20 protein-coding genes are annotated in these 21319 nt (G+C 66.0%); 16 read left to right on the top strand and 4 right to left on the bottom strand.

The genetic code is table 11. The features are described from left to right. Positions 1-103: 103 nt before the first annotated feature. Entirely contained in the window at positions 104-595 is a 492-nt protein-coding gene (locus ACRWQA_RS05785) for an RNA pyrophosphohydrolase (RefSeq protein ID WP_197566048.1), read from the bottom strand. 220 nt (positions 596-815) lie between these two features. On the opposite strand from ACRWQA_RS05785, the gene ACRWQA_RS05780 reads away from it, so the two are divergent. Beyond that, positions 816-1472, top strand: a complete 657-nt coding sequence (locus ACRWQA_RS05780; protein WP_263580755.1) for a histidinol-phosphatase — start codon at positions 816-818, stop codon at positions 1470-1472. A 93-nt stretch (positions 1473-1565) separates the two neighbouring features. Here the strand turns inward: ACRWQA_RS05780 and ACRWQA_RS05775 are convergent, their stop codons facing one another. Continuing rightward, on the bottom strand, positions 1566-2540 hold the full coding sequence (locus tag ACRWQA_RS05775) for a malate dehydrogenase (protein WP_263580756.1): 975 nt from the start codon (positions 2538-2540) through the stop codon (positions 1566-1568). Between the two features lie 231 nt (positions 2541-2771). On the opposite strand from ACRWQA_RS05775, the gene ACRWQA_RS05770 reads away from it, so the two are divergent. Continuing rightward, positions 2772-3881, top strand: a complete 1110-nt coding sequence (locus ACRWQA_RS05770) for an efflux RND transporter periplasmic adaptor subunit (protein WP_434228751.1) — start codon at positions 2772-2774, stop codon at positions 3879-3881. 1 nt (position 3882) lies between these two features. Beyond that, complete coding sequence (locus ACRWQA_RS05765; RefSeq protein WP_434228753.1) at positions 3883-6966, top strand: efflux RND transporter permease subunit; 3084 nt, start codon at positions 3883-3885, stop codon at positions 6964-6966. A gap of 102 nt (positions 6967-7068) precedes the next feature. Here the strand turns inward: ACRWQA_RS05765 and rsd are convergent, their stop codons facing one another. Then, positions 7069-7557 (bottom strand): sigma D regulator, encoded by a 489-nt coding sequence (gene rsd / locus ACRWQA_RS05760; protein WP_434228755.1) that lies wholly within the window; start codon positions 7555-7557, stop codon positions 7069-7071. A 223-nt stretch (positions 7558-7780) separates the two neighbouring features. On the opposite strand from rsd, the gene ACRWQA_RS05755 reads away from it, so the two are divergent. The 13 genes from ACRWQA_RS05755 to ACRWQA_RS05695 all read left to right on the top strand — a co-directional run bounded on the left by ACRWQA_RS05755 (position 7781) and on the right by ACRWQA_RS05695 (position 20458). Continuing rightward, positions 7781-10066 (top strand): bifunctional salicylyl-CoA 5-hydroxylase/oxidoreductase, encoded by a 2286-nt coding sequence (locus ACRWQA_RS05755; RefSeq protein ID WP_434228756.1) that lies wholly within the window; start codon positions 7781-7783, stop codon positions 10064-10066. After that, complete coding sequence (locus tag ACRWQA_RS05750) at positions 10063-10818, top strand: SDR family NAD(P)-dependent oxidoreductase (protein WP_434228758.1); 756 nt, start codon at positions 10063-10065, stop codon at positions 10816-10818. The genes ACRWQA_RS05755 and ACRWQA_RS05750 overlap by 4 nt, the downstream gene beginning before the upstream one ends. After that, positions 10815-11285, top strand: a complete 471-nt coding sequence (locus ACRWQA_RS05745) for a MarR family winged helix-turn-helix transcriptional regulator (RefSeq protein WP_434228760.1) — start codon at positions 10815-10817, stop codon at positions 11283-11285. Before ACRWQA_RS05750 ends, ACRWQA_RS05745 begins: the two co-directional genes overlap by 4 nt. After that, entirely contained in the window at positions 11282-12091 is an 810-nt protein-coding gene (locus tag ACRWQA_RS05740; RefSeq protein WP_263580763.1) for an enoyl-CoA hydratase family protein, read from the top strand. Before ACRWQA_RS05745 ends, ACRWQA_RS05740 begins: the two co-directional genes overlap by 4 nt. Continuing rightward, positions 12091-13221 (top strand): acyl-CoA dehydrogenase family protein, encoded by a 1131-nt coding sequence (locus tag ACRWQA_RS05735; RefSeq protein ID WP_263580764.1) that lies wholly within the window; start codon positions 12091-12093, stop codon positions 13219-13221. Before ACRWQA_RS05740 ends, ACRWQA_RS05735 begins: the two co-directional genes overlap by 1 nt. A gap of 85 nt (positions 13222-13306) precedes the next feature. Further along, positions 13307-14935 carry a benzoate-CoA ligase family protein gene (locus tag ACRWQA_RS05730; RefSeq protein ID WP_263580765.1) on the top strand — a complete coding sequence of 543 codons (1629 nt, stop codon included), beginning with the start codon at positions 13307-13309 and terminating at the stop codon, positions 14933-14935. A 104-nt stretch (positions 14936-15039) separates the two neighbouring features. Next, positions 15040-16182: an ABC transporter substrate-binding protein gene (locus tag ACRWQA_RS05725; protein WP_434228762.1), complete on the top strand. Its 1143-nt coding sequence runs from the start codon at positions 15040-15042 to the stop codon at positions 16180-16182. Positions 16183-16245: 63 nt separating this feature from the next. Further along, the gene (locus tag ACRWQA_RS05720) at positions 16246-17160 is read left to right on the top strand and encodes a branched-chain amino acid ABC transporter permease (protein ID WP_263580767.1); all 915 of its coding nucleotides are present in this window, start codon (positions 16246-16248) and stop codon (positions 17158-17160) included. Next, positions 17153-18199 carry a branched-chain amino acid ABC transporter permease gene (locus ACRWQA_RS05715; RefSeq protein ID WP_434228763.1) on the top strand — a complete coding sequence of 349 codons (1047 nt, stop codon included), beginning with the start codon at positions 17153-17155 and terminating at the stop codon, positions 18197-18199. Before ACRWQA_RS05720 ends, ACRWQA_RS05715 begins: the two co-directional genes overlap by 8 nt. Beyond that, positions 18192-18935 (top strand): ABC transporter ATP-binding protein, encoded by a 744-nt coding sequence (locus tag ACRWQA_RS05710; protein WP_434228764.1) that lies wholly within the window; start codon positions 18192-18194, stop codon positions 18933-18935. Before ACRWQA_RS05715 ends, ACRWQA_RS05710 begins: the two co-directional genes overlap by 8 nt. A 1-nt stretch (position 18936) precedes the next feature. Further along, positions 18937-19617 carry an ABC transporter ATP-binding protein gene (locus tag ACRWQA_RS05705; RefSeq protein WP_434228766.1) on the top strand — a complete coding sequence of 227 codons (681 nt, stop codon included), beginning with the start codon at positions 18937-18939 and terminating at the stop codon, positions 19615-19617. Positions 19618-19626: 9 nt separating this feature from the next. After that, complete coding sequence (locus ACRWQA_RS05700; RefSeq protein WP_263580771.1) at positions 19627-20052, top strand: acyl-CoA thioesterase; 426 nt, start codon at positions 19627-19629, stop codon at positions 20050-20052. Next, positions 20045-20458, top strand: coding sequence for a RidA family protein (locus ACRWQA_RS05695; RefSeq protein ID WP_434228769.1), 414 nt, complete (start codon positions 20045-20047; stop codon positions 20456-20458). The genes ACRWQA_RS05700 and ACRWQA_RS05695 overlap by 8 nt, the downstream gene beginning before the upstream one ends. On the opposite strand, the gene ACRWQA_RS05690 is transcribed toward ACRWQA_RS05695, so the two are convergent. After that, positions 20459-21310, bottom strand: a complete 852-nt coding sequence (locus ACRWQA_RS05690) for an alpha/beta hydrolase (protein ID WP_434228770.1) — start codon at positions 21308-21310, stop codon at positions 20459-20461. Positions 21311-21319 lie beyond the last annotated feature (9 nt).

Below are 21319 nucleotides of genomic sequence, written 5' to 3'. Positions count from 1 at the left end.
GGCTGAGGAATCGAGACCGAGCACCGTCGCCCGGGCTGGACGGGGCTTCTTGGCGGGGCCCTGCGTTGCCCCTCATGTCGTCGTGCCCATGGCCCGCCCTCGATCAGCGGCCCTCGAGCGCCAGTCGCTGCGCGCGTGGGGACAGTTCGCTCAGCGCGCGGCGATATACCTCGCGCTTGAATGGCACCACCTGGCCCAGCGGATACCAGTAGCTGACCCAGCGCCAGTTATCGAACTCGGGTTTTTCCGAGCCATCCATGCAGATGCGGTTCTCCTGGCAGCGAATCCGCAGCAGGAACCACTTCTGCTTCTGGCCGATACAGACCGGCCTGGAATTCATGCGCACCATGCGTCGCGGCAGGCGATAGCGCAGCCATCCCCGGGTACAGGCCAGTAGCTCGACGTCATCGGCGGTCAGGCCGATTTCCTCCTCCAGCTCACGATAGAGCGCCTGTTGCGGTGTTTCGGTTGACTTGATGCCTCCCTGGGGAAACTGCCACGCATTCTGTCCAACCCGACGCGCCCAAAGCAGTTGCCCCCTGGCGTTGGCGATGATGATGCCAACGTTGGGGCGAAAGCCGTCAGCGTCGATCACGGACGTCACCTTGTGAAATACGTCATTGAGAGCATTCTTCCACAATGGCGCGAAGCGCATCAATACAAGGTTCAGGCAGGACGCTCTCGCCTGGCGGCGCCAGACGAGAGAAAAAGCACTGCCAGGCTTAGCAGCGCGAGGCGTTGTCTGACATAATCGCCAGCTTTCACGCAATGCAGCATGACGTTACGACAACTCACCACATCGCAAGGGGTAAGCTGTGAGTCTGGCCATCTTCGATCTGGACAACACCCTGCTCTCCATCGACAGCGACCACGCCTGGGGCGAATTCCTGCTCGAACAGGGGGCGGTGGATGCCGAGGCCTACCGTGAAGCCAACGACCGCTTCATGGCCGACTATGAAGCGGGTACGCTGGATATCCACGCCTTTCTGGCCGTGGCGCTCAGGCCGCTGGCCGAGAACAGCCCGGAGCAGCTCGCGGCCTGGCACCAGCAGTTCATGGCCAGCAAGGTCGAACCCAGCATCCTGGCCAAGGGCGAGGAGCTGCTGGCGCGCCATCGCAGCCGTGGCGACACCCTGCTGATCATCACCGCCACCAACCGCTTCATTACTGGCCCCATCGCACAGCGGCTGGGAGTGGATCACTTGATCGCCGTGGAGCCGGAAGTACGGGATGGCCGCTACACCGGCAAGGTCAGCGGCACGCCGAGCTATCGCGAAGGCAAGGTGAAGCGGCTCGAGGAGTGGCTGGCGGGCACGGACCTGACCCTGGACGACGCCTGGTTCTACAGCGACTCGCACAACGACCTGCCGCTGCTGCAATTGGTAGAACACCCGGTAGCGGTGGACCCCGACCCCACCCTGCGCGAGGAAGCCGAGAAGCGCGGCTGGCGGATCATGAGCCTGAGGGACTGATCCGGGCTTGGCCCGGATCAGAGTCGTAAGACAAAAAACCCCGAAGGCGACCCTTCGGGGTTTTCTTATCTCTTACGTCTTATTTCTCAACTCTTAGCCCAGCAAATGCTCGACCGCAGCGCGCTCTTCCCGCAGCTCATCTTCCGTAGCCTTCATCTTGGCACGGCTGAACTCGTCGATCTCGAGCCCCTGGATGATCTCGTAGTCGCCGTTCTGGCAGCGCACCGGATAGGAGTAGATGATGCCCTCGGCGATGCCGTAGCTGCCGTCCGAGGGAATCGCCATGCTCACCACCCGGTCGGTGCCCAGCGCCCAGTCGCGCATGTGATCGATGGCCGAAGAAGCGGCGGAAGCGGCGGAAGAGGCTCCGCGCGCCTTGATGATCGCCGCGCCGCGCTGCTGCACGGTGGGGATGAAGTCGTTTTCGTACCAGTCGCGCTCGACCAGGTCGAAGGCCGGCTTGCCGTCCACCTTGGTGTGGGCCAGGTCGGGGTACTGGGTGGCACTGTGGTTGCCCCAGATGATCAAGCTGTCCACGTCGGTGACGCGCTTGCCGGTCTTCTGCGCCAGTTGGGTCAGAGCGCGGTTGTGGTCCAGGCGGGTCATCGCGGTGAACTGACGCGGGCTGAGGTCCGGCGCGTTGCAGGAGGCGATCAGGGCGTTAGTGTTGGCCGGGTTGCCCACCACCAGCACGCGCACATCGCGACTGGCGTTGTCGTTGAGCGCCTTGCCCTGCACGGAGAAGATCGCCGCGTTGGCTTCCAGCAGGTCCTTGCGCTCCATGCCTGGGCCGCGCGGACGGGCACCGACCAGCAGGGCGAAGTCGACATCCTTGAAGGCCACGTTGGGGTCGTCGGTGGCAACGATGCCCTGAACCAGCGGGAAGGCGCAATCGTTGACTTCCATGACCACGCCGTTGAGCGCGTCCATCGCCTGGGGAATCTCGAGCAGCTGGAGAATGATCGGCTGATCCGGGCCCAGCATGTCGCCTGCCGCGATACGGAAGATAAGGGAGTAGCTGATCTGGCCAGCACCGCCGGTAATGGCAATACGTACGGGATCTTTCATCATTGCTCCTTCGATTAGGTCGCCGTGAGGATAAGCCTGGCGGATGCGTATCCACCCTGGCCGAAATCCGGACCGCCAAGATGTTATGCCTGCACCGCACAAAACTCAATCCGACCTCTGGTTAGGGGAAAGCGCTGCACAATAGCTCTGCGAGGCGACTGATACCCTTCGGCACATGCGCTATCATGCTGTGCCGAATAAGCTAATGCCGAATCAACCAGGGAAGGCCGCATGTCGAAACGCCCCCCCATCTCCGCACTGCTGGCCGCTCTGGTGCTGCTGGCGCTTCTGCTGTGGCTGGCGCTAGGCGACCTGCAGCGCTTTCGACAGGATGCGCCCCCCGCCGAAACGCCCGAAGCGGAACGCCTGCCACGGGTCGAATACCGCCTCAGCGAGGCCACACCCTACATGCCGCGGCGAATGGTCCAAGGCCAGTTGGAGGCCTTTCGCGAGGTCGAGCTGCGCAGTCGCCACAGCGGCCGCGTGGTCGAACTGCCAGTAGCCCAGGGTACGCCAGTGGAGACCGGTGCGCCCCTGCTGGTGCTCTCACGCGATGCTCTGGAGGCCCAACTGGAACGCGCCGAGGACCAGCTCGAGCTTGCCCGGGCCGAACTCGCCGGGGCCGCCGACCTGCGCCAACGCAACCTGATTTCCCAACCCGAGCTGCTGCGCCTGCAGAGCAGCGTCAGCGTGGCGGCGGCGGAAGTGGCCGAGCTGCGCCAGGCCCTGGACGAGACACGCCCCACGGCCCCCTTCGATGGCGTACTCGACCGCCTGGACGTGGAGCTGGGCGAGCTGCTCCAGGTGGGCGAACCCTTTGCCCGCCTGATCGACGACCGACGCCTGATCGCCAGCGCCTGGGTGGCCCAGCGTGATGCCCACGACCTGAGCCCCGGCCTGGCCGTCGAGGCCCGACTGCTGGACGGCAGCCGGCTGAGCGGTGAGCTGACCCATGTCGCAAGCCGTGCCGATACGGCCACTCGCTCGTTCTATATCGAAGCCGAATTCGACAATCCGGAGCGCCGTCGGCTGGCCGGTGGCAGCGCCACCCTGGCCATTGCCCTGCCCGAGCGCGCGGTGCACCGCTTCTCCCCCGCCCTGCTCGAGCTGGATGACGAGGGGCGGCTACGGGTCAAGCACCTGGATGACGACGATCAGGTGGTCAGTACGCCGATCGATCTGGTTGCCGCCGATGCCAGTGAGGCCCGCGTGGCCGGGCTTCCCGAGACGATACGCCTGATTACCCTGGGCAGCGGCTTCGTCGCCCCCGGCGATACCGTCGTCGCCGTACCGGCTGCGGACGCAAGCGAAGTGAGTGCCGAGAAACGGGAGACTCTGTGAGATGCGCACCCTGATCGAGGCCGCCCTGGACCGGTCGCGCACGACGCTGCTACTGCTGTTCGCCCTGCTGGTGGCGGGCATCGCCGCCTGGCAAGTGGTGCCAAAGGAGGCCAACCCGGACGTCCCCATTCCCATCATCTACGTCTCGCTGGCACTCGAGGGCGTGAGCCCCGAGGATGGCGAACGGCTGCTGGTGCGCCCCATGGAGCAGGAACTGCGCACCATCGAGGGCGTGCGCAAGATGACAGCCCAGTCGAGCGAAGGACATGCCGCGGTCACCCTGGAGTTCGACGCCGGCTTCGACCCGCGCCAGGCGCTGGCCGATGTGCGCGAGCGGGTCGACATCGCCAATGCCTCGCTACCCGACGAAGCCGAGGAGCCGCGAGTCTTCGAGGTCAATGTCGGCCTCTTCCCGGTGCTGTCGGTGGGCCTTTCGGGGCCGATCGAGGAGACTCGCCGACTCGCCATCGCCCGTCAGTTACGGGATGCCTTCGAAGGGGTACCCGAAGTGCTCGAGGTCGAGATCGGCGGCGAGCGCGAGGAGCTGCTGGAGATCGTCGTCGACCCGCTGGTACTCGACAGCTACGGCGTGGACTTCGACACCCTGTTCAACCTGGTCACGCGCAACAACCGACTGGTGGCGGCCGGCAGCCTCGATACCGGCGCTGGCCGCACACCGGTGAAGGTGCCCGGCGTAATCGAGTCCCTAGAAGACGTCATGAACATGCCGGTGAAGGTCGACGGAGACCGCGTGGTCACCTTTGCCGACGTGGCCTGGATACGCCCCACCTTCAAGGATCCGGAGGGGTTCGCCCGTATCGACGACGAGCCGGCCCTGGTGCTGGAAATCTCCAAGCGCGCCGGCGCCAACCTGATCGCCACCATCGAGGGCGTACGCAACATCCTCGCCGAAGCCGCGCCGCTGCTGCCCGACGAACTCGCCTTTACCACCATCATGGACCAGTCGGTGACCGTCGAGCAGATGCTCTCGGAGCTGCTCAACAACGTCGTTACCGCCGTGGTACTGGTACTGATCGTGATCCTGGCGGCGATGGGTGTGCGCTCGGCGCTGATGGTGGGTCTGACCATTCCCGGCGCCTTCCTGACGGGAATCCTGCTGATCTGGGCGATCGGCTATACCCTCAATATCGTGGTGCTGTTCGCCCTCATTTTAGTAGCCGGCATGCTGGTGGACGGCGCCATCGTGGTCAGCGAGCTCGCCGACCGCAACCTTCGCGAGGGCCAGTCACCCCGTGCGGCCTGGATCCACGCCGCGACCCGCATGAGCTGGCCGGTCATCGCCGCCACCGCCACCACCCTGGCGGTGTTCTTCCCGCTGCTGTTCTGGCCCGGGGTGGTGGGCGAGTTCATGAAGTACCTGCCGGCCACGGTGATCCTGTGCCTGCTGGCGTCGCTGGCAATGGCCTTGATCTTCCTGCCGACCCTGGGGGGCGTATTCAGCGTGCGCGCCGGCAAGACCCGACGTAGCGAGGAAATGGTCACCGCCGGTGGCCGGCTGTATCGCGCCACCCTCGCCCGGCTGCTGGCCCATCCCGGCACGACGCTACTGATCGCCCTGCTGCTGATGGCACTGATCTTCGTCGGCTACGGTCGATTCAATCATGGGGTGGAGTTCTTTCCCGAGGTCGAGCCGGAGAACGCCCAGGTGGTGGTACGCGCCCGGGGCGACTTCTCCGCCGTGGAAAAAGACGCCATCGTGCGCCGGGTCGAGGCGCGACTCGCCGGCATGAGCGAGGTGAAGGCGCTCTATGCCCGCTCCTACGGCATACCCAACGAACAAGTCGGCAGCGACGTGATCGGCGTGGTGCAGTTCCAACTGATTGACTGGCAGGAGCGCCGCCCGGCTCGGGTGATCATGAGCGAGATGGCCGAGCGCACCGCCGACCTGCCGGGCGTGGTGCTGGAGTTTCGCGAGCAGGAGCAGGGCCCGGGGGGAGGCAAACCCATCGTGCTCGAGATCAGCGCCCAACAGGAGGCGGACAGCGCAGCGGCGGTGGAGGCAATTCGCCACGCGATGGAGCGGCTCGGCGGCTTCCGCGACATCGAGGACAACCGCAGCCTGCCCGGCATCGAGTGGCGGCTCAACGTGGATCGTGCCGCCGCCGCCCGAATGGGCGCCGACGTGGCCGCCGTGGGCAGCGCCGTGCAGTTGGTGACCAACGGGCTACAAGTGGCGACCTACCGCCCCGCCCATGCTACCGACGAGGTCGACATCCGGGTGCGCTTCCCCCAGGCCTCGCGCCATATCGATCAGTTGGACCGCCTGACCCTCAATACCCCTCGCGGCCAGGTACCGGTGTCCCACTTCGCCAGCCTGGAGCCGGCTCCCCGGGTGGGCACGCTGCATCGTATCGACGGCCAGCGTGCCATCACCCTGGAGGCGGACGTGACCCAGGGCTACCAGCCCGACGAGCGCCTGCGCGCCCTGCTGGCAGAGCTGGGGCCTCCGCCGGAAGGCGTACGGGTCAACGTCGCCGGCGAGCAGGAGGACCAGGAAGAGGCCAGCCGCTTCCTGATCACCGCATTCCTGGTGGCCATCGGCATGATGTTGCTGATACTGGTCACCCAGTTCAACAGCCTCTACCAGGCAATGCTGGTGCTCTCCGCCATCGTCTTCTCCACCGCCGGGGTGCTGATGGGCTTGCTGATCAACGGCCAGCCGTTCGGCATCGTCATGGTGGGCATGGGCATCATCGCCCTGGCGGGCATCGTGGTGAACAACAATATCGTGTTGATCGACACCTACAACGAGCTACACCAGGCAGGACTCACTCCGTACGAGGCGGCGCTGGGTGCGGGTGGGCTTCGCCTGCGCCCGGTACTGCTGACCGCGATCACCACCGTACTCGGCTTGATGCCGATGGTGCTGGAGATCAACGTCAATCTGTTCGCTCCCAGCCTGGGCCTCGGCGCCCCCTCCACCCAGTGGTGGACCCAGCTCTCCAGCGCCATCGCCGGTGGGTTGATATTCGCCACCGGGCTGACGCTGCTGCTCACTCCTTGCATGCTGGTGCTGTGGCAACGCCGCCCGGCTCGTGGAGCCGCCGAACCTGCCGAGGCGTAAGAGCCTTACCTGGAAGAGCCTTACCTGGAGCAGATGGAACGACGCCGCCCCGAACCTTGGCTCGGGGCGGCGCCGGGAAAAATCGGCCTGGGCTGCAAGAGACTATTCGGCCTGGACTTCCTTCTGTGGCGTATGCGCCGCATGCAGGCGAGCGATGAGCTGGTCTTCCAGGGCAAAGCGCTCGGTCAGCCCCTTGGCCAGGCGGTCGAGCCAGGCGGGCAGGCGTGGCAGAAAGTGCTGGCAACGCACCGGGGTCGAATAATCGGCATCGAACGCCAATACCAGCTCGGTGGAAAGCTCCAGCCGCTCCAGCAGCTTGTCGGCGACGTGCTGGGCCTCATGATCCTCGAAGGCGTTGGCCTCCTCGCGCAACTGGGGGTAGATCTCGAAATGACCGGCGCTGATATAGTCCATCAGCAACTCGCTGAAGCGATCGATCTGCGGCTTGCCCACAGCTTCCAGCTCGGTATCGCAAGCTTCCTTGAGCTCAAGGAAGTTGACCAGCAGTTCACGACGCTCATCGAGCCATCGGTCGATCAGCTGATGCACGCCACCCCAGCGCTCCCTGGCTGTCTTGCACTCTTCCAGCATCGTGAGCCTCCTTCCCTTATGAAGCCTGTTGCAGCTCGCCGGACCTCACCGAGCTTCGAGCTTGATGCCCCAGACTCGCCGTTGCCAACCAGCCTGTCAATCCTTGGACGAGCGAAAAATTTCACTTCATGCCGATAAAGTTCAAGCTTGAAATTTTAAGCTTGAACTATTGGCACTTCGAGACTAGCCTGAAATCAAGTACAACAACGTCACGGTCTTCACCATGAGAATCGCTTGCCTCGGCGGCGGCCCTGCGGGGCTCTACTTCGCCATCAGCATGAAGCTGCACGACCCTGCCCACGACATCGTGGTGATCGAGCGCAACCGGCCCGACGACACCTTCGGCTGGGGCGTGGTGCTCTCCGACGAGACGCTGGACAACCTGGCCGCCAACGACGCCGTGAGCGCGACGCGAATCCGCGAACACTTCGCCTACTGGGACGACATCGCCGTGGTCCACGACGGCGTGAAGACGGTTTCCACCGGCCACGGCTTCTGCGGCATCGGCCGCCACAAACTGCTCCTTCTGCTGCAGCAGCGCGCCCGGGAACTCGACATCGAACTGCGCTTCGAAAGCGACATACCCGCGGAGCGCATCGACGACCTGCGCCGCGAGTTCGACCTGGTACTGGCCGCCGACGGGCTCAACTCGCGTACCCGCCAGCGCTACGCCGACCATTTCAAGCCCGACATCGAGGTGCGCGCCTGCAAGTTCGTCTGGCTCGGTACCCGCCAGACCTTCAACGACGCCTTCACCTTCATCTTCGAGAAGACCGAGCATGGCTGGGTATGGGCACATGCCTACCAGTTCGACGAGAACACCGCGACCTTCATCGTCGAGTGCAGCGAGCCCACCTGGCAGTCCTTCGGCTTCGGCGAGATGAGCCAGCAGGAGTCGATCGCCGTGTGCGAGCGAATCTTCGCCCGTCACCTCGACGGCCACGCGCTGATGACCAACGCCCACCACATCCGCGGCTCGGCCTGGATCAACTTCCCCCGTGTGCTGTGCGAGCAATGGAGTTTCGACAATGTGGTGCTGATGGGCGACGCCGCCGCCACCGCTCACTTCTCCATCGGCTCGGGCACCAAGCTGGCACTGGAGAGCGCCATCGCGCTCGCCGAGTATCTGCACAGCGAACCCAACATGGCCAGCGCCTTCGCCCGCTACGAGGAGGAGCGCCGCACCGAGGTGCTGCGCCTGCAGTCGGCGGCACGCAACTCCACCGAGTGGTTCGAGCAGGTGGAGCGCTATCTCGATCTCGACCCGGTGCAGTTCAACTACTCGCTGCTGACCCGCTCCCAGCGCATCAGCCATGAGAACCTGCGCCTGCGCGATCCGCAGTGGCTCACGAGCGCCGAGCGCTGGTTCCAGGCCCAGGCCGGTAACGAAGGCAGCGCACGGGCGCCGATGTTCGCGCCCTTCCAACTGCGAGACCTGAGGCTGGCCAATCGCGTGGTGGTCTCGCCCATGGCCCAGTACAAGGCGGTGGACGGACGGCCCACCGACTGGCACTTCGTGCACTATGCCGAGCGCGCCAAGGGCGGTGCCGGGCTGGTCTATATCGAGATGACCTGCGTCTCCCCCGAGGGGCGCATCACGCCGGGCTGCCCGGGGCTCTATGCCCCCGAGCACGAGGCGGCGTGGAAGCGGCTGTGCGACTTCGTCCACGCCGAGACCCCCGCCAAGCTCTGTGCCCAGATCGGCCATTCCGGGCCCAAGGGCTCGACCCAGCTCGGCTGGCAGGAGATGGATGCGCCGCTGGCCGAGGGCAACTGGCCGATCATGGCGGCTTCCACCGTGCCCTGGTCGGAGCGCAACCAGGTGCCGAAGGCGATGGACCGCGCCGACATGGACCGGGTGCGCGACGAATTCGTCGCTGCCGCGCAGATGGCCGAGCGCGCCGGCTTCGACATGCTCGAGGTACACGCCGCCCACGGCTACCTGCTCTCCTCTTTCATCACGCCGCTGACCAACCACCGCGACGACGAATACGGCGGCTCGCTTACGAACCGCATGCGCTATCCGCTGGAGGTGATCCGTGCGGTGCGTCGGGCATGGCCGGCCCACAAGCCGCTGTCGGTGCGTATCTCGGCCAATGACTGGGTCGGCGACGAGGGGGTGACGCCTGACGAAGCCGTCGAGATAGCTCGCTTGTTGAAGGCCGCCGAGGTCGACATCGTCGACGTCTCCGCCGGGCAGACCTCTACCCGCGCCCGGCCGATGTACGGCCGCATGTTCCAGACCCCCTTCTCGGATCGCATCCGCAACGAGACCGGCATGGCGACCATGGCGGTGGGCAACATCTACCAGGCCGACCACGTCAACTCGATCCTGATGGCCGGCCGCGCCGACCTGGTGTGCCTGGCCCGCCCGCACCTGGCCGACCCCTACTGGACGCTGCACGCCGCCGCCGGCATCGGTGACGGCGAGTGCGACTGGCCGGCACCCTATCGCGCCGGGCGCGATCAATTGCAGCGCCTGGCCGAGCGCGGCGAGGGCTGGTCATGAACCTGCACGGGAGCACCGCGATGCTGGGCAAGCGCGTGGTAATCACCGGCGGCGGCAGCGGCATCGGAGCCGACATGGCGCTGGCCTTCGCCGAGACGGGCGCCGATGTCGTCATCACCGGGCGCCGAGCCGGGCCGCTCGAAGAGGTGGCCGCTCGCCACCCGGCGATCACCTACGCCGTCGCAGACGTCACCCAGGAAGACGACATGGCATCGCTGTTCGATCATCTCGGCCAGGTCGATATCGTCATTGCCAATGCCGGAGCGGCCGAGAGCGCCCCGATGATCAGAACCGAGCTAGAGCAGTGGCAGCGCATGCTGGAGGTCAACCTGACCGGCGTGTTCCTGACCCTGCGCGAAGGGTTGAAGCACCTGCGCGACGGCGGGCGGTTGATCGCCGTGGCCTCCACCGCCGGGCTCAAGGGCTACGCCTACGTGGCGCCCTACTGCGCCGCCAAGCATGGCGTGGTGGGGCTGGTGCGCGCCCTGGCCCAGGAGGTGGGCCGCGACATCACCGTCAACGCACTGTGCCCCGGCTTCACCGAGACCCCACTGCTCGAGGCCAGCGTCGCCACCATCGTGGCCAAGACCGGCCAGACAGCGGAACAGGCCCGTGCTCACTTGCAGTCCACCAATCCCAGCGGCCGGCTCGTCCAGCCCGCCGAGGTAACCGCCACGGCGCTGTGGCTATGCGGCCCGCACAGCGGCGCCATAAACGGCCAGGCGATCTCGATCTCGGGAGGCGAGACATGACGGCCCCGCAGTTGGGACAGGAGACCCTGAGCAAGGAGCGCCTGCGCCTGTGGCTGCGCATGCTGCGGGTAACGCGCCAGGTGGAGGCGGCGCTGCGCGAGAAGCTGCGCCTGGAGTTCGACTCCACCCTGCCGCGCTTCGACGTCATGGCCGCGCTCTTTCGCGACCGTGAGGGCCTGAAGATGAACGAGCTCTCCAAGCGGCTGCGCGTCTCAAACGGCAACGTCACCGGCATCGTCGACCGCCTGGCCGACGACGGCCTGGTCGAGCGCATCGCGATCGAGGGCGACCGCCGCGCCACGCTGGTGAGACTGACGCCGGACGGCCGCGACGCCTTCACCACCATGGCAGTGGCCCACGAGCGCTGGGTCAACGAACTGCTGGATGGCGTCAGCGCAGAGGATGCCCACCATATCGGCGAGCTGCTGCACCGCTTGCCGGCCGATACGGGAGATCGAGAACGATGAAACTGGCCAACCTGACGCCGCGTCATTTCCAGTGGCGCATGGAGGGCGAGGTCGCGGTGATCCGCCTCGACCGCCCCGAGCGCAAGAACCCGCTCACCTTCGACAGCTACGCCGAGCTTCGCGATACCTTCCGCGACCTGGTCTACGCCGAGGACGTCAAGGCGGTGGTGTTCGCTTCCAACGGTGGCAACTTCTGCTCCGGTGGTGACGTTCACGAGATCATCGCCCCGCTGGTCGGGCGCGACATGAAGGGACTGCTCGAGTTCACGCGCATGACCGGCGATCTGGTCAAAGCGATGATCCACTGTACCAAGCCGGTGATCAGCGCCGTCGACGGCGTCTGCGTCGGTGCCGGCGCCATCATTGCCATGGCCTCGGACATCCGCTTCGCCACACCTCAGGCGAGCACCGCTTTTCTCTTCACCCGGGTAGGCCTCGCCGGCTGCGACATGGGCGCCTGTGCCATGCTGCCCCGCATCATCGGCCAGGGCCGCGCCGCCGACCTGCTCTACAGCGGGCGCAGCATGAGCGCGGAGGAAGGTCACCAGTGGGGTTTCTACAATCGACTGGTGGAAGCGGAATCTCTCGAAGCCGAGGCCATCGCCTACGCCACCCGTCTGGCCCAAGGGCCCACCTTCGCCCATGGCATCACCAAGACCCAGCTCAACCAGGAGTGGTCGATGGGCCTGGAGCAGGCCATCGAGGCCGAGGCCCAGGCTCAGGCGATCTGCATGCAGACCCGCGACTTCGAGCGCGCCTACCGCGCCTTCGCCGCCAAACAGAAGCCGATCTTCGGGGGGGACTGATGAGCGATACGAGCTTTCTCGACTGGCCGTTCCTCGAGGCGCGCCATCGCGACCTGGCCAAGCGCCTGGAGGCCTGGTGTCAGCACGAGCTGCCCCGTGACCACGCCGACGTCGACGCCACCTGTATCCAACTGGTGCGCGACCTGGGCCAGGCCGGCTTTCTCGAGGGCACCGCGGGCGACACCATCGACGTGCGCAGCCTGTGTCTGATTCGCGAAACCCTGGCCCGTCACGACGGCCTGGCCGACTTCGCTTTCGCCATGCAGGGGCTGGGCACCGGGGCGATCAGCCTGTTCGGCAGCGACGAGCAGAAGGCGTGGCTGGACAAGACCCGCCGCGGCGAGGCGCTTTCGGCCTTCGCCCTGAGCGAGCCGCGCTCCGGCTCCGATGTGGCCCAGCTCGACACCACGGCCGAGCGCGACGGCGACGGTTATCGCCTCAACGGCGAGAAGACCTGGATCTCCAACGGCGGCATCGCCGATCTCTACACCGTGTTCGCGCGTACCGGCGAGGGGCCGGGAGCCAAGGGGCTCTCCTGCTTCCTGGTGCCCGCCGATACGCCGGGGCTCGAGATTCGCGAGCGGCTGGAGACCATCTCCCCGCACCCGCTGGCGCGGCTCGGCTTCCGCGACATGCGCCTGCCGGCCAGCGCCATGATCGGCCAGCCCGGTCAGGGCTTTCGCATCGCCATGTCCGTGCTCGACGTATTCCGCTCCACGGTGGGTGCCGCCGCCCTGGGTTTCGCCCGCCGCGCGCTGGACGAATCCCTCGACCGCGCCAGAAGTCGCGAGCTGTTCGGCGCGAGCCTGGCCGACCTGCAGATGGTGCAGGGTCACCTGGCCGAGATGGCACTGGACGTGGACGCCGCCGCGCTGCTGGTCTATCGCGCCGCCTGGACCAAGGACCAAGGTGCCGAGCGCGTCACTCGCGAGGCGGCCATGGCCAAGCTCTACGCCACCGACCGCGCCCAGGACGTGATCGACAAGGCGGTGCAGCTGCACGGCGGCGACGGTGTGCGCAAGGGGCATATCGTCGAGAGCCTGTATCGCGAGATCCGCGCACTGCGTATCTACGAGGGCGCCTCGGACGTGCAGAAAGTGGTGATCGCCCGGAGCTGCCTAGCGCAATAGAAGAACGACTGACGACACGCCAGCCCCGTATTCCCCTGTCGACGCCTCGGCGCCGCACAACAACAACGATGTACGGAGAATGGTCATGAACGCACCATCGGCCCACGCCGATACCTTCGCCCGGGACAACCTGCCTCCCGTGCATGAATGGCCCGAGCTCAGGCTCGACGGCTTCGACTATCCCGAACGCCTCAACGCCGCGGTGGAGCTCACCGACCGCTGGGTAGAACGCGGCCACGGCGAACGCGTGGCGCTGATCGGCAACGGTCGTCGGCGCAGCTACCGTGAGCTCGCCGAGTGGACCAACCGCCTGGCCCATGCGCTGGTGGAGGACCTCGGCGTTCGCCCCGGCCACAGGGTGCTGATCCGCTCGGCCAATAACCCCGCCATGGTCGCCTGCTGGCTCGCCGCCACCAAGGCCGGCGCCGTGGTGGTCAACACCATGCCGATGCTGCGTGCCGGCGAGCTGGCCCAGGTGGTCGACAAGGCCGAGATTGCCCTGGCCCTGTGCGATACCCGCCTGCTCGAAGAGCTCGAGGCCTGCGCCGCGGACAGCGCCTACCTGAAACGCGTGGTGGGCTTCGACGGCACGGCGAATCACGACGCCGATCTCGACCGCCTGGCGCTGGACAAGCCGACCGACTTCGAGGCAGTAGCCACCGCCGCCGACGACGTGGCGCTGCTCGGCTTCACCTCCGGCACCACCGGGATGCCCAAGGCGACCATGCATTTCCATCGCGACCTGCTGATCATCGCCGACGGCTATGCACGCGAGGTGCTGCAGGTGACACCGGACGACGTCTTCGTCGGTTCGCCGCCGCTGGCCTTCACCTTCGGCCTGGGGGGACTCGCCATCTTTCCGCTGCGCTTCGGCGCCAGCGCCGTGCTGCTGGAGAAGGCCACCCCACCCAGCATGATGGACATCATTCGCGAACATCGCGCCACCATCGTATTCACTGCGCCCACGGCGTATCGCACCATGCTCGCCTCACTGGACAGCCGCGAGGCGCTGGCCAGCCTGCGCGTGGCGGTATCGGCAGGAGAAACGCTGCCGGCGCCGATCTATCACGACTGGATCGAGAAGACGGGCACACCGATCCTCGACGGCATCGGCGCCACCGAAATGCTGCACATCTTCATCTCCAACCGCCTCGACGACCATCGCCCGGCCTGTACCGGCAGACCGGTGGCGGGCTACGAGGCCAAGATCGTCGACCCCGACATGAATGAGCTGCCGCGTGGCGAGATCGGCCGCCTGGCAGTACGCGGGCCCACCGGCTGCCGCTACCTGGCCGATGCGCGCCAGCGGGGTTACGTGCAGCAGGGCTGGAACCTCACCGGCGACGCCTTCTTCCAGGACGACGAGGGCTACTTCCACTTCGCCGCACGCAACGACGACATGATCGTCTCGTCCGGCTACAACATCGCCGGCCCTGAAGTGGAGGCCGCCCTGCTCGCCCATGAAGCGGTGGCCGAGTGTGCCGTGATCGGCGCACCGAATGGAGAGCGTGGGCAGATCGTCGAAGCCTTCGTGGTACTGTCTTCCGGTGTCGAGCCGGACGCGGCCTGCGTCGAACGCTTGCAGGCGTTCGTCAAGCAACGCATCGCGCCCTACAAGTACCCACGCTCGATTCGCTTCGTCGAGACGCTGCCGAAGACGGCCACCGGCAAGGTACAGCGCTTCCGGCTGCGCCAGGAGCATTATCCCGATTGACAGCGGGGAATCGGCCCGACGGCATCACCTGACGGGCAGCAACGGCACAAGCGCTGGACACGGCGCCGAAGACCACAACAAACGAGAACGAAGAGGGAAAATCCATGAAGAGACTAGCCAGCGTTGGCCTTGGCCTGTTGATGACTACCGCCATGGCGGCGGCCCAGGCCGAAGAGGTCAAGATCGGCATGATCACCACCCTGTCCGGCGGTGGATCGCACCTGGGCGTGGACGTACGCGATGGCTTCATGCTGGCCATCGAACGCTCCGGCCGCGATGACATCGAAGTGCTGGTGCAGGACGACGGCAACCGGCCCGACCTGGCGCGCAGCCTGTCCAACGAGTTCATGCAGCGCGACAACGTCGACATTCTCACCGGCATCATCTTCTCCAACCTGGCCATGGCGGTGGTACCGGCGGCGGTGCGTCAGGGTACCTTCTATATCTCGCCCAACGCAGGGCCGTCAGACCTGGCCGGGCGCATGTGCCACGAGAACTATTTCAACGTGGCCTGGCAGAACGACAACCTGCATGGCGCCATGGGCGCCTACATGCGCGAGCAGGGCTACGAGCGCCCTATCATCATGGCTCCCAACTATCCCGCCGGCACCGATGCCCTGGCCGGCTTCAAGCATCTCTACGAAGGCGAAGTGGCCGACGAACTCTACACCCAGATGGGCCAGACCGACTACGCCGCCGAGATCGCCCAGATTCGCGCCAGCGATGCCGACAGCCTGTTCTTCTTCCTGCCCGGCGGCATGGGCATCTCGTTCATGAAGCAGTGGGAGAACTCGGGCGTCGACATGCCGGTGTTCGGCGCCGCCTTCTCCTTCGACGAGATCATCATCAAGGCGGTGGGCAGCGCGGCCATCGGCGCCATGAACACCTCGCAATGGGCCTATGACCTCGACAACGAGGCCAACCACGCCTTCGTCGAGGCCTTCCGCGACGCCTACGGCCGTACGCCGACCCTCTATGCCTCCCAAGGCTACGATACCGCCAACCTGATCTTGAGTGCGCTGGAGAAGACCCACCCGGACGATCAGGACGCCTTCCGCGAGGCACTACGCGAGGCCGATTTCGACTCGGTGCGCGGCGACTTCCGCTTCGGCCCCAATCATCACCCCATCCAGGACATCTACGTGCGTGAGGTGGTAGAGGGCGACGATGGCCAGCCGACCAATCGCTTGGTGGGTATTGCCATCGAGGACATTCAGGACGTCTATCACACCCAGTGCGAGATGTGACCCGGCAAGGCCGGCCCTCCCGGGTCGGCCGCTCTTCAGCAACGCACAACGGTTATTCATGACATGACCCTCTTCATCGAACAGCTCTTCAATGGCCTACAGCTCGGCACCATGCTGTTCCTGATGGCCAGCGGCCTGACCCTGGTGTTCGGCGTGATGGGGCTGATCAACCTGGCCCACGGTTCCTTCTACATGGTCGGCGCCTATGCCACGGCGCTGGTCAGTGCCGCCACCGGCTCCTTCCTCGTGGGCCTGGCGGCCGGCATCGCCGTGGCCGCGGCGGTTGGCGCGCTGGTCGAACTGATCGTGGTTCGCCGGCTCTATCACCGCCCGCACCTGGACCAGGTGCTGGCCACCTTCGCCCTGATCCTGATCTTCTCGGAAGGTACCCGCTGGCTGTTCGGTTCCTCGCCGCTGTGGCTCAACCCGCCGGCGGCGCTGTCGGGTTCGGTCACCCTGCCGGGCGGTTTGCGCTATCCGACCTATCGGCTGGTGATCATCGCCGTGGGGGTCATCGTGGCGGTGGGCATGTACTTGCTGATTTCGCGCACGCGACTCGGCATGCGCATACGCGCCGGCGAGAGCGACCGCGAAATGATCGGCGCACTGGGCGTCAACATCGCCCGCCTCTATACCCTGGTATTCGCCATGGGCGCGGCACTGGCCGGCCTGGCCGGGGCCATGGTCGGGGCCTTGCAGTCGGTGCAGGTGGGCATGGGCGAGCCGGTGCTGATCCTCGCCTTCGTGGTAATCGTGATCGGCGGTATCGGCTCGATCAAGGGCGCGCTCTATGGCGCCATCCTGGTGGGAGTGGTCGACACCTTGGGGCGGGTATTCCTGCCGGCCTTCTTCCGTCAGTTCATGAGCCCCTCGGAGGCCGCCGGCGTCGGCTCGGCGATCGCTGCGATGCTGATCTACATCCTGATGGCCGTGATACTCGCCTTCAAACCCAAGGGACTGTTTGCCGCCCATGACTAAGTCCGACACTCGAATCCTCGCCCCACAGCCGGGGTTGCCGACGCAGACGACCAACTGGCACGACCGCAAGGGGCTGGTGCAGATCGGCCTGCTGGCCCTGCTGCTGCTCACACCGCTAGCGGCCTATTTCCTGGGCCACGTGTACTACGTCAACCTGGCCTCACGCATCACCCTGATCGCCATGGCCGCGGTGGGCCTCAATCTGGCCATCGGCTACGGTGGCATGGTCAGCTTCGGGCATGCCGCCTATTTCGGCCTGGGCGGCTATGTGGCCGGCATCAGCGCCTACCACGCCTTCGACTTCACGCCGGTCATCGGCTGGCCGGTAGCCATCCCGGGCAGCGACAGCATGCTGGCGATCTGGCTCGCGGCGATCGTGGTCTGCGGCCTGCTGGCGCTGGCCATCGGCGCCGTCTCGCTACGCACCACCGGGGTCTACTTCATCATGATCACGCTGGCCTTCGCCCAGATGATCTACTACTTCGCCAACTCCTGGCCCACCTACGGCGGCGAGGACGGCCTGCCGATCTACCTGCGCAACAGCTTGCCCCTGGTGGATACGAACAATGCCCTGACCTTCTTTCTGATCTGCTTCGGCGGGCTGATACTCTCGCTTGCCCTGACGTCGCGCATCATGAAATCGCGCTTCGGCGCCGCCCTGACCATGGCCCGGCTCAACGATACCCGCCTGGCCACCGCCGGCATCGCCCCCTACCCCATCCGCCTGGTGGCCTTCGTCATCTCGGCGATGATCACCGGCCTGGCCGGGGCGCTGTATGCCGACCTCAACGGCTTCGTCAGCCCCACCATGCTGAGCTGGCACATGTCGGGGGAACTGATGGTGATCGTGATTCTCGGCGGCGTGGGACGCCTCTACGGCCCCCTGGCTGGCGCGATCCTGTTCGTGATGATGGAGACCCTGCTGGGCGGGCTGACCGAATACTGGAAGCTGTTCCTCGGCCTGGTGCTGCTGGTGGTGGTGCTGTTCGCCAAGCACGGCGTGATGGGCTGGCTGGCCGGGAGGGAGCGCGATGAGTGACGCCGTACTGAGACTCGCCAACCTCAACAAGCGCTTCGGCGCCCTGCAGGCCACCTGCAACGTTTCCCTCGACCTGCGCCCTGGCGAAATCCACGCCCTGATCGGCCCCAACGGCGCCGGCAAGTCGACCCTGATCGGCCAGATAGCGGGCAGACTCAAGCCAGATTCCGGCAGCATCGCGCTGGCCGGCCAGGAGATCACCTCGCTCAGCGTGGCCCAGCGTGCTCGGTTGGGGCTGGGTCGCAGCTTCCAGGTCTCATCGCTGGCCGAGCCGCTGTCGGTGAAGCGCAACGTGATGATCGCGGTACAAGCGCTACAGGGACACAGCTTTCGCTTCTGGAAGCCGGTGCACCGCGACGAGAGCCTGCTCACGCCGGCCATGGAGGCGCTGGAGCGCATGGCGCTCGCGCATCGTGCCGACACCCCGGTGGCCGAGCTCTCCCACGGTGAGCGACGCCAGGTCGAAGTGGCCTGTGCCCTGGCGCTCAAGCCACGGGTCCTGCTGCTCGACGAACCCATGGCCGGGCTGGGCCCCGAGGGTTCGGCGCGCCTCACCGAGCTGCTCGAGGCGCTCAAGCTCGAGGTGCCGATCCTGCTGATCGAACACGACATGGACGCCGTGTTCCGCCTCGCCGACCGTATTTCGGTGCTGGTGGCCGGCGCCGTGATCGCCCACGGCGATGGCGCCGAAATCCGCAGTAATGCGCAAGTTCGCGAAGCCTACCTGGGGGACTGAGATGCTCAACGTCACCGCGATCGAAACCTTCTACGGTCCCTCCCAGGCGCTGTTCGGCGTCGACCTCAGCGTCCAGGCCGGCGAGCTGGTGGCCCTGATGGGGCGCAACGGCATGGGCAAGACCACCACCATCCGCTCCATCTTCGGCCTCACCCCGCCGCGCAGCGGCAGCATCGAGTTCGAGTCGCAGGACCTGCTCCGGCTGCCGTCCTACCGCATCGCCCAGGCCGGCCTCGGGCTGGTGCCCGAGGGACGCCGCTGCTTTCCCAACCTCTCGGTACGCGAGAACCTCCTGGTCACGGCCCGCGGCGGTCATTGGAACCTGTCGCGCGTGGAGGCGCTATTTCCCCGACTGGCCGAGCGGCGCAGCCAGATGGCCAATACCCTCTCTGGTGGTGAGCAGCAGATGCTTGCTGTCGGCCGTGCCCTGATGACCAACCCCCGGTTGCTGGTGCTCGACGAAGCCACCGAGGGCCTGGCCCCGGTGATCCGTCAGGAGATCTGGGCCGCCATTCGCGAACTCAAGGCACAGGGTCAATCCACCTTGATCGTCGACAAGTCGCTCTCCGAGCTGCTGCCGGTGGCCGACCGCTGCACCATCCTGGAAAAGGGACGCACGGTATGGACGGGCGAGCCAGGCGAGCTCGACGAGACCCTGCGCGACCGTTATCTCGGCGTATAGGAGCCTGCCATGCCATTCATTACCCAGCGCAAGGTACGCTTCCAGCACTGCGATCCTGCGGGCATCGTCTTCTACCCGCGCTACTACGAGATGCTCAACTCGGTGGTCGAGGATTATTTCGCCGAGTCGGTGGGCCACGACTTCAACCGCCTGCACGTGGAATCCCGTACCGGAGTGCCCACGGCCCACATCGAAACCGACTTCCACGCGCCCAGCCGGCTGGGCGAGACGCTTACCTTCGAACTCACGACCCGGGACGTCGGCCGCACCAGCCTGGCCCTGCGCACCGTGGCCCACTGCAACGGAGAACCGCGCCTGACCTGCGACTCCACTCTGGTCTTCGTCGACCTGGACAGCGGCCGCCCCCTACCCTGGCCCGATGCCATGCGTCGGCACTTCGCCAAGGACTGCCTACAAGGATACCAAGATGAATGACGCCACCTCGCACGAGTTGCTTCACCCCTCGCACTGGAAGGCCGCGGTGGGCTACGCCAACGGCGTACTCGCCTCCGGACGCACGATCTTCGTCGGTGGCCAGATCGGCTGGAACGGCGACCAGATCTTCGAGAGCGACGACTTCGTCGCCCAGGTGCACCAGGCCCTGGCCAACATCGTCGCAGTGCTCGAGGAAGCCGGTGCCGGCCCGCAGCACGTGGTGCGGCTGACCTGGTACGTCACCGACAAGCAGGAGTACCTGGCTCGGCTGAAGGAAGTGGGCGCCGCCTACCGAGAAGTGATGGGCAAGCACTTTCCCGCCATGACCATGGTGCAGGTGGCCGACCTGATCGAGGATCGTGCCAAGGTGGAGATTGAAGCCACTGCGGTCTTGCCAGAGGTCTAATCAGACCTCGTGGAAGTTGGCGATGCGTTGGGCGAAACGTCCACCCAGCGCATAGTGATCCAGAATCGAGAAGTGATCGTCGCCGGGCAAGAGCTCGGCGCCTACCGCCATGCCGTGAGCCTCGAGATGCTCGGCGTGAGCCTGCATCTGGCGCGCGAACTCCGAAGACTCCTCGCCGCCCGCGACCAGGTGCACTGGCGCGGGCACCCGGCATGGCAAAAACAGCGGGCTGTAGTCGTTGATGTCACGCCCGGTCAGTTGCAGCTTGGGCTGCAGCCACGACCAGGGAAAGGGGCGCAGATCGTAGAGCCCGCTGATGCATAGCGCCCCGCCGATCAGGTCGTCGGGCAGCCCATAGTTCCCTTGCCAGTCGGTGGCCAGCAGCATGGCGGCCAGGTGACCGCCGGCGGAGTGGCCGGAGACACTCAGGCGTGACGAATCGACACCCAGCGTCGAACCGTTGCGATACGCCCAGGCCACCGCGGCGCGTGCCTGTCGCACCAGCTCCCCGAACGCCACCGTGGGGCACAGCGCATAGTTGACCACCGCCACGTTGATGCCCGACTGCACCAGCCCCTCGGCAACGAAACCGAACTCGCGATGACCCAGCGAGCGCCAGTAGCCGCCGTGAAAGAACAGATGCAGCGGCGCATCGTCACGCTCGGCGTGGTAGACATCCATGCGCTCGGCCAGCGTCGGGCCATAGGCGACATCCAGCGACACGCGGCAGCGCTCGCGGACAGCCTGGCTGCGTGCCTGCCAGTCGGCGACCAGCGCGGCCGGGTCGCGTCCGCGCATGGGGTCGTATTCGAGATCGATCGCTTCCTGGGTGGCGAAGTCGCGGTAGAGCATGCCGTCGTC

This window comes from Billgrantia sp. C5P2 (assembly GCF_051062895.2).
The sequence above is the reverse complement of the archived record's forward strand: the minus strand, read 5'-3'. Positions and strand labels throughout refer to the sequence as shown.

Bases quoted from the DNA above. Each gene is read 5' to 3' on its own strand.
- ACRWQA_RS05765 (WP_434228753.1), top strand. From the start codon at position 3,883: ATGCGCACCCTGATCGAGGCCGCCCTGGACCGGTCGCGCACGACGCTG.
- ACRWQA_RS05725 (WP_434228762.1), top strand. From the start codon at position 15,040: ATGAAGAGACTAGCCAGCGTTGGCCTTGGCCTGTTGATGACTACCGCC.
- ACRWQA_RS05710 (WP_434228764.1), top strand. From the start codon at position 18,192: ATGAGTGACGCCGTACTGAGACTCGCCAACCTCAACAAGCGCTTCGGC.
- ACRWQA_RS05735 (WP_263580764.1), top strand. From the start codon at position 12,091: ATGAGCGATACGAGCTTTCTCGACTGGCCGTTCCTCGAGGCGCGCCAT.
- ACRWQA_RS05700 (WP_263580771.1), top strand. From the start codon at position 19,627: ATGCCATTCATTACCCAGCGCAAGGTACGCTTCCAGCACTGCGATCCT.
- rsd (WP_434228755.1), bottom strand. From the start codon at position 7,557: ATGCTGGAAGAGTGCAAGACAGCCAGGGAGCGCTGGGGTGGCGTGCAT.
- ACRWQA_RS05740 (WP_263580763.1), top strand. From the start codon at position 11,282: ATGAAACTGGCCAACCTGACGCCGCGTCATTTCCAGTGGCGCATGGAG.
- ACRWQA_RS05755 (WP_434228756.1), top strand. From the start codon at position 7,781: ATGAGAATCGCTTGCCTCGGCGGCGGCCCTGCGGGGCTCTACTTCGCC.
- ACRWQA_RS05750 (WP_434228758.1), top strand. From the start codon at position 10,063: ATGAACCTGCACGGGAGCACCGCGATGCTGGGCAAGCGCGTGGTAATC.
- ACRWQA_RS05775 (WP_263580756.1), bottom strand. From the start codon at position 2,540: ATGAAAGATCCCGTACGTATTGCCATTACCGGCGGTGCTGGCCAGATC.
- ACRWQA_RS05715 (WP_434228763.1), top strand. From the start codon at position 17,153: ATGACTAAGTCCGACACTCGAATCCTCGCCCCACAGCCGGGGTTGCCG.
- ACRWQA_RS05745 (WP_434228760.1), top strand. From the start codon at position 10,815: ATGACGGCCCCGCAGTTGGGACAGGAGACCCTGAGCAAGGAGCGCCTG.
- ACRWQA_RS05770 (WP_434228751.1), top strand. From the start codon at position 2,772: ATGTCGAAACGCCCCCCCATCTCCGCACTGCTGGCCGCTCTGGTGCTG.
- ACRWQA_RS05720 (WP_263580767.1), top strand. From the start codon at position 16,246: ATGACCCTCTTCATCGAACAGCTCTTCAATGGCCTACAGCTCGGCACC.
- ACRWQA_RS05695 (WP_434228769.1), top strand. From the start codon at position 20,045: ATGAATGACGCCACCTCGCACGAGTTGCTTCACCCCTCGCACTGGAAG.
- ACRWQA_RS05705 (WP_434228766.1), top strand. From the start codon at position 18,937: ATGCTCAACGTCACCGCGATCGAAACCTTCTACGGTCCCTCCCAGGCG.
- ACRWQA_RS05730 (WP_263580765.1), top strand. From the start codon at position 13,307: ATGAACGCACCATCGGCCCACGCCGATACCTTCGCCCGGGACAACCTG.
- ACRWQA_RS05690 (WP_434228770.1), bottom strand. From the start codon at position 21,310: ATGCTCTACCGCGACTTCGCCACCCAGGAAGCGATCGATCTCGAATAC.